Genomic DNA, 13,894 nt, shown 5'->3' with positions numbered 1-13,894 from the left:
GCGGGCTTGATTCGGGAGCGATTCGGGGTCTATTCGGAGGTTCGTCCAATGCGGGACGTTCGTGAACGGCGAGGGTGACGGGGTGTCCGAGACCCGCCGCATTTCCGCGCACGCCGTCTGTACGGCTATTCGCGACGACATCGTCTCCGGCGCGTTCCCGCCCGGCAGCCGGCTCATCGAGGAACTCCTCGCCCGCCGTTACGGCGTCTCCCGCGTCCCGGTGCGCGAGGCCCTGCGCACGCTGGCGTCGGAGGGCTTCGTGACCACCCGCCGGCACGCGGGCGCCTGTGTCGCCGAGCCGACCGAGCAGGAGGCCGCCGACCTGCTCGACGTCAGGGCCCTGCTGGAGCCGCTGGGCGCCGCCCGGGCCGCGCAGCGGCGGACCGAGGCGCACCTCAAGGTCCTGCGCGGACTGGTCCGGCTCGGCAGGGAGCGCGCCAGGGCCGGGCAGGTCGGCGAGCTGTGCCCGCTGGGCGACTGGTTCGACGAGACCCTCGCCCAGGCGTCCGGCAGCCCGAGCCTCGCCGCGCTGCTCACCCAGGTGCGGCGCAAGATCGCCTGGGTGTACGTGCCGGAGCCGCCCGCACGGCCCGTGGAGACCTGGGAGACGCACGCGGCGCTCGTCGACGCGGTGGTCAGAAGGGACGCGGAACGCGCCAGGTCACTCGCCGTCGAACGGGCCGGACGGCCGCCGGGCGCATTCCGGCTCCGGCGCCCGGTGACAGCGCCGGAAGTCCCCCGGGCGGCGGACCGGAAACGTGCCGTAAACACGGCGAGCGCCCGCATTTAACAACGGTCCGCTATTCCAGGGAGTGCGGAGAAATCCCCGGCCGGGAATTGTGGCGGTTTCCGGACGGATTCCGCCCGCCCCGTGCGGGGCGGTGCGCACACAGGGCCGCGGCGGCCGGATCACCGGCCGCCGCGGCCCTGTCGTGTTCCCGCCGGTGGGGCGGGACGTGGATCAGACGGTCTCCGGAAGCTCCTCGAGGCCCTCGGCGACCAGCTTGGCCAGACGGTCGAGCGCGGCCTCGGCACCGTCCGCCTCGGTGGCCAGGACGATCTCCTCGCCACCCTGGGCGCCCAGGCCCAGCACGGCCAGCATGGAGGCGGCGTTGACGGGGGTGCCGCCGGCCTTGGCGATCGTCACGGGGACGCCGGCAGCGGTCGCCGCACGGACGAAGATCGACGCCGGGCGGGCGTGCAGGCCCTCGGCCCAGCCGACGTTTACGCGGCGCTCAACCATGGTGTTGCCCTTCGAGTCGCTATTGGTTGTCTAGACCAGTGTCGCACGATGCGGACAGTGCTCCGCCGCGGCCTCCGCGCTGTCAGTGGGCCGCCGTACGCTGATCCCATGCAGACGCCGTCCGAGCACGCGTACCCGGCCCACTGGGAAGCCGATGTCGTCCTGCGCGACGGCGGCACCACCCGTATCCGTCCCATCACCCCCGACGACGTCCAGCGCCTGGTCAGCTTCTACGAGCACGTCTCGGACGAGTCCAAGTACTACCGCTTCTTCGCGCCCTACCCCCGGCTGTCCGACCGCGACCTGCACCGCTTCACCCACCACGACTACATCGACCGCGTCGGCCTGGCGGCCACGGTCGGCGGCGAGTTCATCGCCACCGTCCGCTACGACCGCATCGACTCCCGCGGCCGCCCGGCCTCCGGCCCCACCGACGAGGCGGAGGTCGCCTTCCTGGTCCAGGACGCCCACCAGGGCCGGGGGGTCGCCTCCGCCCTGCTGGAGCACATCGCGGCCGTCGCGCGCGAACGCGGCATCCGGCGCTTCGCCGCCGAGGTGCTGCCCGCCAACACCAAGATGATCAAGGTGTTCACGGACGCCGGCTACACCCAGAAGCGCAGCTTCGAGGACGGCGTCGTCCGCCTGGAGCTCGACCTGGAACCGACGGACCGGTCGCTCGCCGTCCAGCGCGCCCGCGAGCAGCGGGCCGAGGCCCGCTCGGTGCAGCGCCTCCTGGCCCCCGGCAGCGTCGCGGTCTTCGGCACCGGCCGCGAACCCGGCGGCATGGGCCGGGCCGTCCTGCACAACCTGCTGGCCGGCGGGTTCACCGGACGGGTCCTCGCGGTCAACACCTCCTTCCCCGACGACCTCACACGGCTCGAACCCGAAGGCGTCCCCGCCCTCCGCTCGCTCCGCGAGGCCGGCGAACCCGTCGACCTCGCCGTCGTCGCCGTGCCCGCCGACCATGTGCCGTCCGTCGTCGACGACTGCGGGGAGCACGGCGTCCAGGGCCTCGTCGTGCTCTCCGCCGGGTATGCGGAGAGCGGTTCCGAGGGCCGCGCCCGCCAGCGCGAGCTGGTCCGGCAGGCCCGCTCGTACGGCATGCGGATCATCGGCCCGAACTCCTTCGGCCTGGTGAACACCGCCGCGGGCGTCCGCCTCAACGCCTCCCTCTCGCCCGAGCTGCCCGCCCCGGGCCGGGTCGGGCTCTTCAGCCAGTCCGGCGCGATCGGCATCGCCCTGCTCTCCGGACTGCAGCGGAGGGCGGCCGGCCTGGCCGGACTGGCCTCGGTGTCCACGTTCGTCTCGACGGGCAACCGCGCCGACGTCTCCGGCAACGACTTCCTCCAGTTCTGGCACGACGACCCGGACACCGACGTCGCCCTGATGTACCTCGAATCCATAGGGAACCCGCGCAAGTTCACCCGCCTCGCCCGGCGCACCGCCCGGCGCAAGCCGGTCGTCGTCGTCAAGGGCGCCCGGCACGGCACCGCCGCCCCCGCCGGGCACACCGTGCCCACCACCCGCATGCCCGACGCCACCGTCTCCCACCTGCTCCGGCAGGCCGGGGTGATCCGCGTCGACACCGTCACCGAGCTCTCCGACACCGGGCTGCTGCTCGCCGCCCAGCCACTGCCCGCGGGCCCGCGCGTGGCCATCCTGGGCAACTCCCAGTCGCTGGCGCTGCTCACCTACGACGCCTGCCTCACCGACGGACTGCGCCCGCTGCCCCCGCAGGACCTGACCACGGCCGCCGGGCCGGAGGACTTCCGCCGGGCCGTCGCCGCCGCCCTGACCGACCCGGGCTGCGACGCCGTGGTGGTCACCGCCATCCCCTGGGTCGACGGCGGCTCGGCCGCCGGCCTCGCCGCGGCCCTGCGCGAGGCCGTCGCCACCGCCCCCGAGGCCAAGCCCGTCTGCGTGGTCCACCTGGAGATCCCCGACCTCGCCGAGGCCCTGGCCGCCCCGCCGGAGGACGGCCTCCCGGCCGGCCCCGGGTCGGTGCGCATCCCCGCCTACCCCGCCGCCGAGCGGGCCGCCCGGGCCCTGGCCCAGGCCGCCAGGTACGCCCAGTGGCGGCGCCGCAGCGAGGAACAGCCCGGCCGGGTCCCCGAGTACGACGACATCGACGAGGCGGGCGCCGCGGCCGACATCGAGGTGCTGCTCACCGCCCACGGCATCACCGACCGGGACGCCGCGGGACCGCGTGCCGTCACCCTCTCCGCCGCCGACACCCAGCGCCTCCTCGCCCGCTACGGCATCGCCGTCCTGCCCGCGCTGCCCGCCCCGGACCCCGACAGCGCCGTGGCCGCGGCCCACCGGCTCGGTTTCCCCGTGGCCCTCAAACCCACCGCCCCCCACCTGCGCCACCGCGCCGACCTCGGCGGCGTCCGCCTCGACGTCGGGGGCGAGGCGGAACTGCTGCGCGCCTACACCGAGTTGACCGAGCTGCTCGGCAAGCCCTCGGAGACCCGCCTGGTGGTCCAGTCGATGGCCCCGCGCGGCGTCGACACGGTCGTCCGCGCCGCGATCGACCCGGCGGCCGGAGCGGTGCTCTCCTTCGGCCTCGCCGGTGCCCCTTCGCTGCTCCTCGGCGACACCGCGCACTGCCTCGTCCCGGCCACCGACCGCGACGCCGCCGAGCTGATCCGGTCCGTGCGCACCGCGCCGCTGCTCTTCGGCTGGCGCGGGGCCGCCCCCGTGGACACCGGGGCCCTGGAGGAGCTGCTGCTGCGGGTATCGCGACTGATGGACGACCATCCGGAGGTCGTCGGCGCCGACCTGGAGCCGGTGATCGTCGCTCCGCACGGCATCCACGTCCTCGGCGCCTCCATACGGCTGGCCGCGCCCCCGCCGCGCACCGACCTCGGGCCGCGCAGCCTGCCGACGTACTGACGCGGCGGGCGGCGGCGACCGCCGGGACGGAGGGGACAGGACCGGGCATCGGCGGCGGCGGGGCTCCGTACGCCCCGTAGGATGGGCGTATGGCGAAGACCGGTACGACGACCCAGGGGCTGCGCGCGGCGATCGAGCGCAGCGGCTACTACCCGGCCCTCGTGGCCGAGGCCGTGGAGGCGGCCGTGGGCGGGGAGCCGGTCGTGTCGTACCTGGTCCACCAGGAGACGACCTTCGACTCCAACGAGGTCCGCCGCCATGTGACGGTTCTCGTCCTCACCCGCACCCGGTTCATCGTCAGCCACACCGACGAGCAGGCGGCCGACGGCACCTCGCCGTCCCCGTACGCCACCACCTCCACCGAGTCGGTGAAGCTGGACCGGATCTCGTCGGTCGTCGTCAGCCGGGTCGTGGCCAACCCCGAGTCCTACACGCCGGGCTCGCTGCCCCGCGAGGTGGTCCTGACGATCGGCTGGGGAGCGGTGTCCCGGATCGACCTGGAGCCCGCCGCCTGCGGCGACCCCAACTGCGACGCGGACCACGGCTACACGGGTTCCTCGACGGCCGACGACCTGAGCCTGCGCGTGAGCGAGGCGGGCGACGGACCCGACAGCGTCCGCCAGACCCTCGCCTTCGCCCAGGCGATCTCCGAGGCGACCGCGGTCACCGGCCGCTGATGTCGTACCCGAGCCCCGCGGGCGCCGCCTGGCACGAGCCCGCCCCGCTGGACCCCCGCTCCGCCCCGCTGCCGCGCTACGGCACCGGCTCCCTCGCCGACCTGCTGCCCGCCGCGGTGGCGGGCATGGGCGTCCCGGGCTTCCGCTCGGGGCTGGAACTGGCGCCCGCCGACCGGGTCTGCGTCTTCCTGATCGACGGTCTGGGCTGGGAACTGCTGCGCGCCCACCCGAACGAGGCGCCGTTCCTCCACTCGCTGCTCGGCAGTTCGATGAACGGCACCGGTACGCCCATGACCGCCGGTTTCCCGTCCACCACGGCCACCTCACTGGCCTCGGTGGGCACCGGCCTGCCGCCGGGCGTCCACGGCCTGCCCGGATACACGGTCGTCGACCCGGCGACCGGCGAGCTGATGAATCAGCTGCGCTGGCGCCCGTGGACGGACCCGCACCACTGGCAGCCGTACCCCACCGTCTTCCGGCTCGCGGACGACGCCGGGATCCACACCTGCCAGGTCTCGGCCCCCGACTTCGAGCACACCCCGCTGACCCGGATCGCCCTCAGCGGCGGCACGTTCCACGGCCGGCTGTCCGGTGAGGACCGGATGGACCTCGCGGCCGAACAGCTCGGCGCCGCCGACCGCTCGCTCGTCTACACCTACTACAGCGAAGTGGACGGCAAGGGACACCGCTTCGGCGTCGACTCCGAGGAGTGGCGCGGCCAGCTGATGTACGTGGACCTGCTGGCCCGGCGCCTCGCCGAGCAGCTGCCGCCGCGCTCGGCGCTCTACGTCACCGCCGACCACGGCATGATCGACATCCCGTTCACCCCGGACGCGCGCATCGACTTCGACGAGGACTGGGAGCTCCGCGCCGGTGTCTCGCGGCTCGGCGGCGAGGCCCGGGCCCGGCACGTCTACGCCGTGCCGGGGGCGGCCGCCGATGTGCTCGCGGTCTGGCGCGAGGTGCTGGGGGAGCAGATGTGGGTGGCGGGGCGCGACGAGGCCATCGAGGCAGGCTGGTTCGGCCCGCCGGGCGCGGGCGTGGACGACCGGGTGTACGCGCGGATCGGTGACGTGGTCGCCGCCGCCCGGGACGACGTCGCGATCGTCGCCACCGAGACCGAGCCCAACGAGTCGATGATGGTGGGCCTCCACGGTTCCATGACGCCCGTCGAGCAGCTGGTGCCGCTCCTCGAAGTCCGGTCCTGAGCCCCGGCCCCTCCGGTCCCTTCCTCCCCCCCCGTCTCACCCACGAACGAAAGGCATTGGCCTTCGCATGCCCGAGCTGGTGTTCTTCTCCGGAACCATGGACTGCGGAAAGAGCACCCTCGCTCTGCAGATCGAGCACAACCGCTCGGCCCGCGGCCTGCAAGGGATGATCTACACCCGCAACGACCGCGCGGGCGAGGGCAAACTGTCCTCCCGGCTCGGTCTGGTGACGGAATCCGTCGAGGCGGGGGAGGGGTTCGACTTCTACGCGCACGTCGTCGGCCACCTCTCCGCGGGCGGCCGGGCGGACTATGTCATCGCGGACGAGGCCCAGTTCCTCGCTCCCGAACAGGTGGACCAGCTGGCGCGCATCGTCGACGACCTCGAACTGGACGTCTTCGCCTTCGGCATCACCACCGACTTCCGCACCAAGCTCTTCCCCGGCTCCCAACGCCTGGTCGAGCTCGCCGACCGCATCGAGGTCCTCCAGGTCGAGGCGCTCTGCTGGTGCGGCGCGCGCGCCACCCACAACGCCCGGACGGTCGGCGGGCAGATGGTCGTCGAGGGTGCCCAGGTCGTCGTCGGCGACGTCAACCAGCCGGAGGCGGCGGTCGGTTACGAGGTGCTGTGCCGCCGTCACCACCGCCGCCGCCTCACCTCGGCGGCGGCCCGGGCGGCCACGCTCTCCCCGGACGTGCTGCCGGTGGACCCGGAGCCCGCCAACGGCAGGGCTAACGGGGTGTCCGCACCAGTGTGAGGACGGCGCCCTCCGGGTCCGCGACCGAGGCCGTCCGCCCGGCCGGCTCGTCGTGCGGGCCCCGCAGCACCCGTCCGCCCAGCTCCTCGGCGCGCCGGGCCGCGGCGTCGGTGTCGGCCACCTCGAACCAGGTGGTCCAGTGCGGGCGCCGCAAGGCCGCCCCGGCGCCGCGCACGGAGGCGACCGGCCGGCCGTCCAGGTGCAGCGTGAGCCGGTCGGCGTCGACCGAGTCGGCCGGCTTGAGCTCGTAGGGGAACAGGGCCTTGTAGAACTTCACGGCGACGGCCGCGTCATGGGTGAGCAGTTCGTGCCAGACGGGTGTCCCGGGCACCGCCGGCGTCCGGGGCCCCGACGCGTCCTGTGCCTGCCGGACGCCGAACGGGGCGCCGGCCGGGTCGGAGGCCAGCACCAGACGGCCCACGTCCTCGGCGGCGATCGGCCCCACGCCCACCGTGCCGCCGGAGCAGCGGATCCACTCGGCGGTGACGTCCGCGTCGTCGCTCGCCAGATAGGTGGTCCACTCCGTCGGCAGCCGCCGGTCGGGCGGCAGTTCACCGAGGCCCGCGACATCGCGGCCGTCGATCGTGGCGCGGACACAGGGGCCCAGCCGGCACGGCCCGGGGTCGGAGTAGGTCCAGCCGAACAGACCGCCGTAGAAGTCCTTCGTCGCTTCCAGGTCGTGCACCAGCAGGCTCGTCCAGCACGGAGTGCCGGGGACGTGCCGGACCTGCACCCTGTTCCGCTGTGGGGCGGAACCCCATACCTCGGTCATCGTCGCTCTCTCCTCGGACCATCGTGGTGGCCGCGCGACCCTCCCCAGCCTGACGGTAGGGGAGGTAGCCCCATGGGTTGCGGCGCGCGGGGTGGTGCAGGACGGTGCCTGTGCAGATCGTTGCACCACCGGTCGTGTCATGCCCCCCGGCCGCGCCGGATGACACTGGTTCCCGCGGGATCCAGCAGGAAGAGGCCGGAATTCGCGTTTCGCTTCCGATTCGGCGCCATTGCCGTCCAGTATCGATCGCTCGGTTGCCGTCCCGCCAGGGTGCCTGTCGGACGCAGGGGTGACTACGCCAGGATGGCTGCCATGAATCCGATCATCAGCGCAAGGGAATTGGCGGACCGGCTGGCGGCGGGGGAGCGGCCACCGCATCTCCTGGACGTCCGCTGGCAGTCGGGCGGCCCGTCGTGCCGGCCGGAGTACGACGCCGGTCACCTTCCCGGCGCCGTCTACGTCGATCTGGAGGACGAGTTGACGGGCCCGAGGGGGACGGGCTGCCGTCATCCGCTGCCGGACCCGGCCGTCCTCGGGGCCGCGCTGCGCCGCGCGGGCGTCACCGCCGACCGCGACGTGGTCGTGTACGACGGTGGTCAGGGCTGGGCGGCAGCGCGGACCTGGTGGCTGTTGCGCTGGACGGGGCATCCCTCGGTACGGGTGCTCGACGGCGGCCTGGCCGCGTGGACGGCGGCGGGCGGCGAACTGACGGCCGAGGTCCCGGCGGTCGCCGAGGGCGACTTCGCCCCGGAGCCCGGCGCCGTGCCGCTGCTCGACGCGGACGGTGCGGCGGCGCTCGCCCGGAGGGGCGTGCTGCTGGACGCGCGCGCCGGGGAGCGCTACCGCGGCGAGGTGGAGCCGCTCGACCCGGTCGCGGGCCACATCCCGGGCGCGCTCTCCGCCCCGACCACCGAGAACGTGGACGCCGAGGGGCTGTTCCGCCCCGCCGCCCGGCTGGCCGAGCGCTTCGCGGCGCTGGGCGCGGTGCCGGACGCGGAGGTGGGCGTCTACTGCGGCTCCGGGGTCTCCGGTGCGCATGAGGTGCTGGCGCTGGCGGTGGCGGGTGTGCCGGCGGCTCTGTACGCGGGCTCGTGGAGCGAGTGGACGGCGGACCCGTCCCGGCCGGTGGCCACGGGGGCACAGCCCGGCTGACGGTCCCGTCACGTCCCGTCGCCCGGCAATTCAGGCAAAAGGGTTACGGGGGAAGGTCCTCGCGGAAACACGCGAAAGGGTTGGAGCCGGGCAGAACTCCCCTGCCCGGCTCCCTGCCCTAGTCCTGTTTCTTGCGCCGCGTCCCGAAGACGATCTCGTCCCAGCTCGGGACCGCCGCCCTGCGGCCCGGCCGGACGCCGTCCGCCTCGGCCTGACGGTCCGTCGTACCGACCAGCCGCTCCCGGTGCCCGGCCACCGACCGGGGCATCAGCACATCCGCGTACGCCGACCCCGCGCTCGCCGCGGGGGCGGGCGGCTCGACGGCCTCCGCCTCCTCCGGCGGGACGTCGGCCGCGGGGGCCGCCGGGGGCGGCTCCGGTACGACCATGTCGCCCCGGAAGCTGGGTACGGCTTCGAGCAGGCTGGTCAGGGAGTCGCGCTCCTTGCCGCCGTCCTCGGCGGCGGGCGCCGCGGCGGCTTCGGCCGGCTCGGGGGCCGGCCGGTCCTGTGCCCGCTCCCGGGGCAGCCGGGCGATGCGCGGGACGAAGGGGAAGCTGGGCTCCGGGGTGTCCTCGGTCTCCCCGATCAGCGCCCGCGCCTCGTCGTCCAGCGCAGAGACGATCCGGCGCGGCGGGTCGTAGGTCCAGCTCGCGGCGCGCGGCTCACCGGCGACGCGGTAGACCAGCAGCACCTCCCAGGTGCCGTCGTCGCGTCGCCAGGAGTCCCACTGCGCCGTGTCCTTCTCGGCGCCGCGCAACAGGAGCCGCTCCGCGACCGCCTCGCCGAGCTGTGGACCGGTGCTCTCACCGGGGCGGCGCACCGGGGTCTTGCGGGCGCGCTCGGCCATGAACGCGCGCTCCGCGAGGACCGGCCCCTCGAAGCGGCGCACCCGCTCGACGGGGATGCCGGCGAGCTGCGCGACCTCCTCCGCGGAGGCGCCGGCCCGGATCCGGGCCTGGATGTCACGGGGCCTGAGGTGGCTCTCCACCTCGATCTCGATCTGGCCCAGGCGTGCGCGGTCGTTGCGCACGGCGGCACGCAGCCGCTCGTCGATGGGAAGGGTGTACTCCGTGCTGTCCGCAGCCTTGAGCACCAGCCGTGTGCCGTCGTTGGAGACGGCCACGACACGCAGTTCGGGCATGGGGACCTCCCGGGTGGTGCCTGCCGACGTCACGTGCGTCGCTGCTTCCGCTGGTCGAGTGTGGCCTGCCCGGGTAGCAGCCTGCCACAACATTGCCGAGTTGACGGGGCGAGAGCCGCCCGGGCCCCTCCCGTTGGGTCCGGGCAACCGGACGGGATACCGGGGCCGGGCTCGCCACAGTACTCCATTCGGACCACTGGGGGTGGAGCGGCGCGCCATCGATGTTCACGTCCGGCAAGGGAGTTGATTGCCCCCTCTTGCGCCGGAGACCTTCCCATGGGTGGCGAGGTTCACACAATCACCGGATTCGGAACTGTTCGTTACGCTCGAATGTCTCTTCTTACTGCAAGAGGTGCGAAAGGATCGACAGAGGTCGGAGATGGACGACAAAGCCGAAAGCGACGCAAAAGCCAAGGGCAAACGCCTGGACTTGAGCGTCGCCCAGGTCGCGGGCAGTGCGCTGGCGGCGGTGGTCGCCGCCCTGCTCGCCGGCAAGCTCGGTGTGTACGGCACGGTGATCGGGGCGGGCGTCGTCAGCGTCGTGGCCACCACCGGCGGCACGGTCTTCCAGCACCTGTTCAGAAGGACGGGCGAGCAGGTCCGCGACGTGGCCGTGCAGGCCGCGCGGCCCACACTGCGCCAGGTGCCGGTCGACGACGCGGGGCGCGCGGTCGACCGGGCGCGCGCCGCCGACGCACCGCCCGCCGCCGGCCTCGACCGCACTCAGCTGCTGAAGCAAGTCGGCACGGACCGTGACGACGACGCGACGCGGATGCTGCCGGAAGCGCACGCCGGTGCGTACCCCGGCGCGCACGACAGTGCGCACCCCGTTCACGGCTCCGAAAGGGTTTCCGGCACGTTCTCTGCAGGAACGACGCACGGCACCCGGTGGCGCGGCTGGAAACGGCCACTGCTGGCCGCCGGCGCCGTCTTCGTCCTGGCCATGGGCACCGTGACGGCGGTCGAGCTGGTGTCCGGGCAGAGCGCGGACGGCCGGAAGGACGGGACGACGATCCTGCGCCCGTTCCAGCAGGAGAAGCACACGAAGCAGGACCACAAGGACCGGCGGGACCAGCAGGACGCCGACCCCGGGAAGGGGACCGGCGACGGTCCGGGCCCCGGGCCGTCCGGTTCGCCGGACGCCGGCACCTCGGGGACCGGCGGCGAGGACGACGGCAAGAGCGACGGCAAGGGCGATGCGACGCCGACGCCCGACGCCTCGCCGTCGGGCGGCGATTCCGGCAAGCAGACCCCGGACCCGGGGAAGTCCCCCTCGGGCGGCGCCTCCCCGGACCCGGACCGGACCCCGGACGCGGGTGCCTCGCCGGACGCCGGGAAGGGCGACGGCGGGAGCAAGGGCGGCACGGCCGAGGGGACGGGCGACGCGGGCGGGCAGCCCACCGCGGGCTCCTGACCCCGGGGCTCAGTCCCCGAGCACCCGCCGCAGGTACGGGTTCCCGAACACCCGGTCCGGGTCCAGCCGGTCCCGGACCGCCGTGAACTCGGCGAACCTCGGGTAGACCCCGGCCAGGTACGCGGCGTCGCGGCCGTGCAGCTTTCCCCAGTGCGGCCGCCCGCCGTGCGCCGTCATGATCTCTTCCGCGGCCGAGAAGTACGCCCGGTACGGAGCGCCCCGGTACATGTGCACGGCGAGGTACGCGGTGTCCCGTCCGGAGGCGGTCGACAGCGGGATGTCGTCCGCGGGGGCGGTGCGGACCTCGACCGGGAAGGCGACCCGCAGCCGCCGCCGCTCGATGACCGCGCGCAGCTCCCGCAGTGCCGCGACGGCCGCGTCGCGCGGGAGGGCGTACTCCATCTCCAGGAAGCGGACCCGGCGCGGACTGGTGAAGACCTTGTAGGGGATGTCGGTGTAGGTACGGGCGGACAGCGCCCGGCCGGTGACCCTGGCGATGGCGGGCACGGCCGCGGGGACGGCCCGGCCCACCGCGCACACCGCGCCGAACAGACCGTTGGAGAGCAGCTCGTCGTCCACCCAGGCCCCGAGGCGGCCGAGGGGAGCGGCGGGGCCCGTGCTGCGGTTGTTGCGCTTGGTGGTGCAGTAGTCGGTGTGGGGGAACCAGTAGAACTCGAAGTGCTCGTTCTCCGTCGCGAGCCGGTCGAACTCCGCCGTGACCTGTCCGAAGGACATCGGCTCCTCCTGTGCGGTGAGGAGGAACTCCGGTTCCACGGCGAAGGTGATCGCGGTGATCACCCCCAGCGCGCCCAGGCCGACCCGCGCGGCCGCGAACACCTCCGGGTGCTCGGTCGCGGAACAGGTGAGCACCGAGCCGTCCGCGGTCACCAGTTCCAGGCCCCGGATCTGGGCGGCGATCGAGGCGGAGTCGCGGCCCGTGCCATGGGTGCCCGTGCTCACGGCGCCGGAGACCGTCTGCTCCATGATGTCGCCCATGTTCGTCAGCGACAGGCCCTGGGCGGACAGCGTCCTGTTGAAGTCGGCGAGGCGGGTCCCGGCCCCGACCGTCACCGTGCCGGCCGCCCGGTCGACGGACCGGAGCCCGGCCAGCCGGTGCGGGCGTATCAGCACACCGTCCGTGGCGGCCGCCGCCGTGAACGAGTGCCCCGAGCCGACGGCCTTCGCCCGCAGTCCCGCCGAGGCCGCGGACGTCACCGCGTCGGCCAGTTCGCGGACCGAGCCCGGTGTCACCGTGCGCGCCGGACCGGCGGTCACGTTCCCCGCCCAGTTACGCCACGCGCTCGTCCTCGCTGTCTCCGTCATGTGCGCCAGCCCCTCCCCGAGCCTGCGGAACGGATGTCCCTGCCCGCCGGGACCCCGACTCCGGCGCCGGCCGCAGCCGGCGGTACCCGAGGAACGCCCCGACGGCCGCCAGCGCCCCCGCCACGCCGGGCACCGCGTACCCCGCACCGGCCCCCGCGGCGTCCACCACCGCACCGGCGGCGGACGAACCAAGTGCCACCCCGACCGCCATCCCGGTACTCGTCCAGGTCATGCCCTCGGTCAGGTTCGCGCGCGGTACGTACTGCTCGACCAGGGCCATGGTGGTGACCATCGTGGGTGCGATGGCGAGGCCCGCGAAGAAGAGCGCCACGGCCAGGGACGTCAGGTTCCCGACCAGTTGCAGGGGGATCATACTCACGGCCATCACACACACCCCGACGAGCCACCGGCGGGCGGGGTCCCCCTTGGGGTGCAGCAGGCCGAACACCGTGCCCGCGATGCAGGATCCGAGCGCCCAGACGGCCAGCACCACGCTGGACAGCGCCTTGTGGCCCAGCTCCTCCGCGAAGGCGACGGTCACCACCTCGGTGGAGCCGAACAGGGCGCCCATCGCGACGGAGGCCCCCACGAGCACCTGCAGTCCGCGCGAGCGCAGGGCGGAGCCGCCACCGCCGTGCGCGGGCCCGGCCGGCGCCGGCTCGGTGGCGCGCTGCGCGGTCAGCCAGAAGACGCCGGTCAGCAGGAAGACGCCGGCGAGCAGCGGCCCGGCCTCCGGGAACCAGCCGGTGGACAGGCCGATGGAGAGGATCGGGCCGACGATGAACACGACCTCGTCGATGACGGATTCGGCGGAGTACGCGGTGTGCAGGTCGCCGGTGGAGTCGCGGTAGAGAGCCGCCCAGCGGGCCCGCACCATCGAGCCCACGCTGGGCACCGCGCCGACACCGATCACGAGGACGAACAGGGTCCAGTGGGGCCATCGCAACTGCGCGCTGAGCAGCAGCGCCGTCGTCGCCGCGAGCGCCAGCAGGGTGACCGGACGCATGACGCGACGCTGCCCGTACCGGTCGACCAGCCGCGAGACCTGCGGCCCCATCGCCGCGGTGGCCAGGGCGAGCGTCGCGGAGAGCGCCCCCGCCAGCCCGTACTCCCCGGTGAGCTCCGAAACCATCGTCACGATGCCGATGCCCATCATCGACAGCGGCATGCGGCCGAGCAGCCCGGCCGCGGAGAAGCTCTTGGCGCCGGGCGCGGCGAAAATCGCACGGTAGGGACTGGACAAGCCGGCTCCGCCCTGGAAAGAGGAACGAGGGGTTCGAGACGAGGGTGCCGTAAGGATCTTGGGTGGCCC

The 13,894-nt window shown here is 74.0% G+C and carries 12 protein-coding genes; 7 read left to right on the top strand and 5 right to left on the bottom strand.

Annotated features, from left to right (window positions below):
• Window positions 1–82: 82 nt before the first annotated feature.
• Entirely contained in the window at window positions 83–790 is a 708-nt protein-coding gene (locus HN013_RS03065; RefSeq protein WP_312018480.1) for a GntR family transcriptional regulator, read from the top strand.
• A 171-nt stretch (window positions 791–961) separates the two neighbouring features.
• On the opposite strand, the gene HN013_RS03060 is transcribed toward HN013_RS03065, so the two are convergent.
• Window positions 962–1,243, bottom strand: coding sequence for an HPr family phosphocarrier protein (locus HN013_RS03060; RefSeq protein WP_171162634.1), 282 nt, complete (start codon window positions 1,241–1,243; stop codon window positions 962–964).
• 108 nt (window positions 1,244–1,351) lie between these two features.
• On the opposite strand from HN013_RS03060, the gene HN013_RS03055 reads away from it, so the two are divergent.
• The 4 genes from HN013_RS03055 to HN013_RS03040 all read left to right on the top strand — a co-directional run bounded on the left by HN013_RS03055 (window position 1,352) and on the right by HN013_RS03040 (window position 6,780).
• A complete protein-coding gene (locus tag HN013_RS03055; protein ID WP_171162632.1) occupies window positions 1,352–4,138 on the top strand; it encodes a bifunctional GNAT family N-acetyltransferase/acetate--CoA ligase family protein in 2,787 nt (928 codons plus the stop codon).
• 89 nt (window positions 4,139–4,227) lie between these two features.
• On the top strand, window positions 4,228–4,815 hold the full coding sequence (locus HN013_RS03050; protein ID WP_171162630.1) for a DUF5998 family protein: 588 nt from the start codon (window positions 4,228–4,230) through the stop codon (window positions 4,813–4,815).
• Entirely contained in the window at window positions 4,815–6,023 is a 1,209-nt protein-coding gene (locus HN013_RS03045) for an alkaline phosphatase family protein (RefSeq protein ID WP_171162628.1), read from the top strand. The genes HN013_RS03050 and HN013_RS03045 overlap by 1 nt, the downstream gene beginning before the upstream one ends.
• A 67-nt stretch (window positions 6,024–6,090) precedes the next feature.
• Window positions 6,091–6,780, top strand: coding sequence for a thymidine kinase (locus tag HN013_RS03040; protein WP_171162627.1), 690 nt, complete (start codon window positions 6,091–6,093; stop codon window positions 6,778–6,780).
• On the opposite strand, the gene HN013_RS03035 is transcribed toward HN013_RS03040, so the two are convergent.
• Window positions 6,755–7,552, bottom strand: a complete 798-nt coding sequence (locus HN013_RS03035; protein WP_171162625.1) for a VOC family protein — start codon at window positions 7,550–7,552, stop codon at window positions 6,755–6,757. The genes HN013_RS03040 and HN013_RS03035 overlap by 26 nt on opposite strands.
• Window positions 7,553–7,864: 312 nt before the next feature.
• Between HN013_RS03035 and HN013_RS03030 the strand changes: the two genes are divergently transcribed.
• Window positions 7,865–8,704, top strand: a complete 840-nt coding sequence (locus HN013_RS03030; protein ID WP_171162623.1) for a sulfurtransferase — start codon at window positions 7,865–7,867, stop codon at window positions 8,702–8,704.
• Between the two features lie 118 nt (window positions 8,705–8,822).
• Here the strand turns inward: HN013_RS03030 and sepH are convergent, their stop codons facing one another.
• Window positions 8,823–9,845 carry a septation protein SepH gene (gene sepH / locus HN013_RS03025; RefSeq protein WP_171162621.1) on the bottom strand — a complete coding sequence of 341 codons (1,023 nt, stop codon included), beginning with the start codon at window positions 9,843–9,845 and terminating at the stop codon, window positions 8,823–8,825.
• A gap of 379 nt (window positions 9,846–10,224) precedes the next feature.
• On the opposite strand from sepH, the gene HN013_RS03020 reads away from it, so the two are divergent.
• On the top strand, window positions 10,225–11,259 hold the full coding sequence (locus tag HN013_RS03020) for a hypothetical protein (RefSeq protein WP_171162619.1): 1,035 nt from the start codon (window positions 10,225–10,227) through the stop codon (window positions 11,257–11,259).
• A 9-nt stretch (window positions 11,260–11,268) separates the two neighbouring features.
• Here HN013_RS03020 and HN013_RS03015 read toward each other — a convergent pair whose 3' ends face one another.
• A complete protein-coding gene (locus HN013_RS03015) occupies window positions 11,269–12,582 on the bottom strand; it encodes a D-arabinono-1,4-lactone oxidase (protein ID WP_171162617.1) in 1,314 nt (437 codons plus the stop codon).
• Window positions 12,548–13,825 (bottom strand): MFS transporter, encoded by a 1,278-nt coding sequence (locus HN013_RS03010; protein ID WP_171162614.1) that lies wholly within the window; start codon window positions 13,823–13,825, stop codon window positions 12,548–12,550. The genes HN013_RS03015 and HN013_RS03010 overlap by 35 nt, the downstream gene beginning before the upstream one ends.
• Between the last annotated feature and the right edge of the window lie 69 nt (window positions 13,826–13,894).

It is taken from the genome of Streptomyces sp. I05A-00742 (assembly GCF_013055795.1).
Taxonomy (GTDB): Bacteria; Actinomycetota; Actinomycetes; order Streptomycetales; family Streptomycetaceae; genus Streptomyces.
The sequence above is the reverse complement of the archived record's forward strand: the minus strand, read 5'-3'. Positions and strand labels throughout refer to the sequence as shown.

Excerpts from the sequence above, each read along its gene's own strand:
- HN013_RS03060 (WP_171162634.1), bottom strand. The coding sequence starts at position 1,243 with ATGGTTGAGCGCCGCGTAAACGTCGGCTGGGCCGAGGGCCTGCACGCC.
- HN013_RS03055 (WP_171162632.1), top strand. The coding sequence starts at position 1,352 with ATGCAGACGCCGTCCGAGCACGCGTACCCGGCCCACTGGGAAGCCGAT.
- HN013_RS03050 (WP_171162630.1), top strand. The coding sequence starts at position 4,228 with ATGGCGAAGACCGGTACGACGACCCAGGGGCTGCGCGCGGCGATCGAG.
- HN013_RS03045 (WP_171162628.1), top strand. The coding sequence starts at position 4,815 with ATGTCGTACCCGAGCCCCGCGGGCGCCGCCTGGCACGAGCCCGCCCCG.
- HN013_RS03040 (WP_171162627.1), top strand. The coding sequence starts at position 6,091 with ATGCCCGAGCTGGTGTTCTTCTCCGGAACCATGGACTGCGGAAAGAGC.
- HN013_RS03035 (WP_171162625.1), bottom strand. The coding sequence starts at position 7,552 with ATGACCGAGGTATGGGGTTCCGCCCCACAGCGGAACAGGGTGCAGGTC.
- HN013_RS03030 (WP_171162623.1), top strand. The coding sequence starts at position 7,865 with ATGAATCCGATCATCAGCGCAAGGGAATTGGCGGACCGGCTGGCGGCG.
- sepH (WP_171162621.1), bottom strand. The coding sequence starts at position 9,845 with ATGCCCGAACTGCGTGTCGTGGCCGTCTCCAACGACGGCACACGGCTG.
- HN013_RS03020 (WP_171162619.1), top strand. The coding sequence starts at position 10,225 with ATGGACGACAAAGCCGAAAGCGACGCAAAAGCCAAGGGCAAACGCCTG.
- HN013_RS03015 (WP_171162617.1), bottom strand. The coding sequence starts at position 12,582 with ATGACGGAGACAGCGAGGACGAGCGCGTGGCGTAACTGGGCGGGGAAC.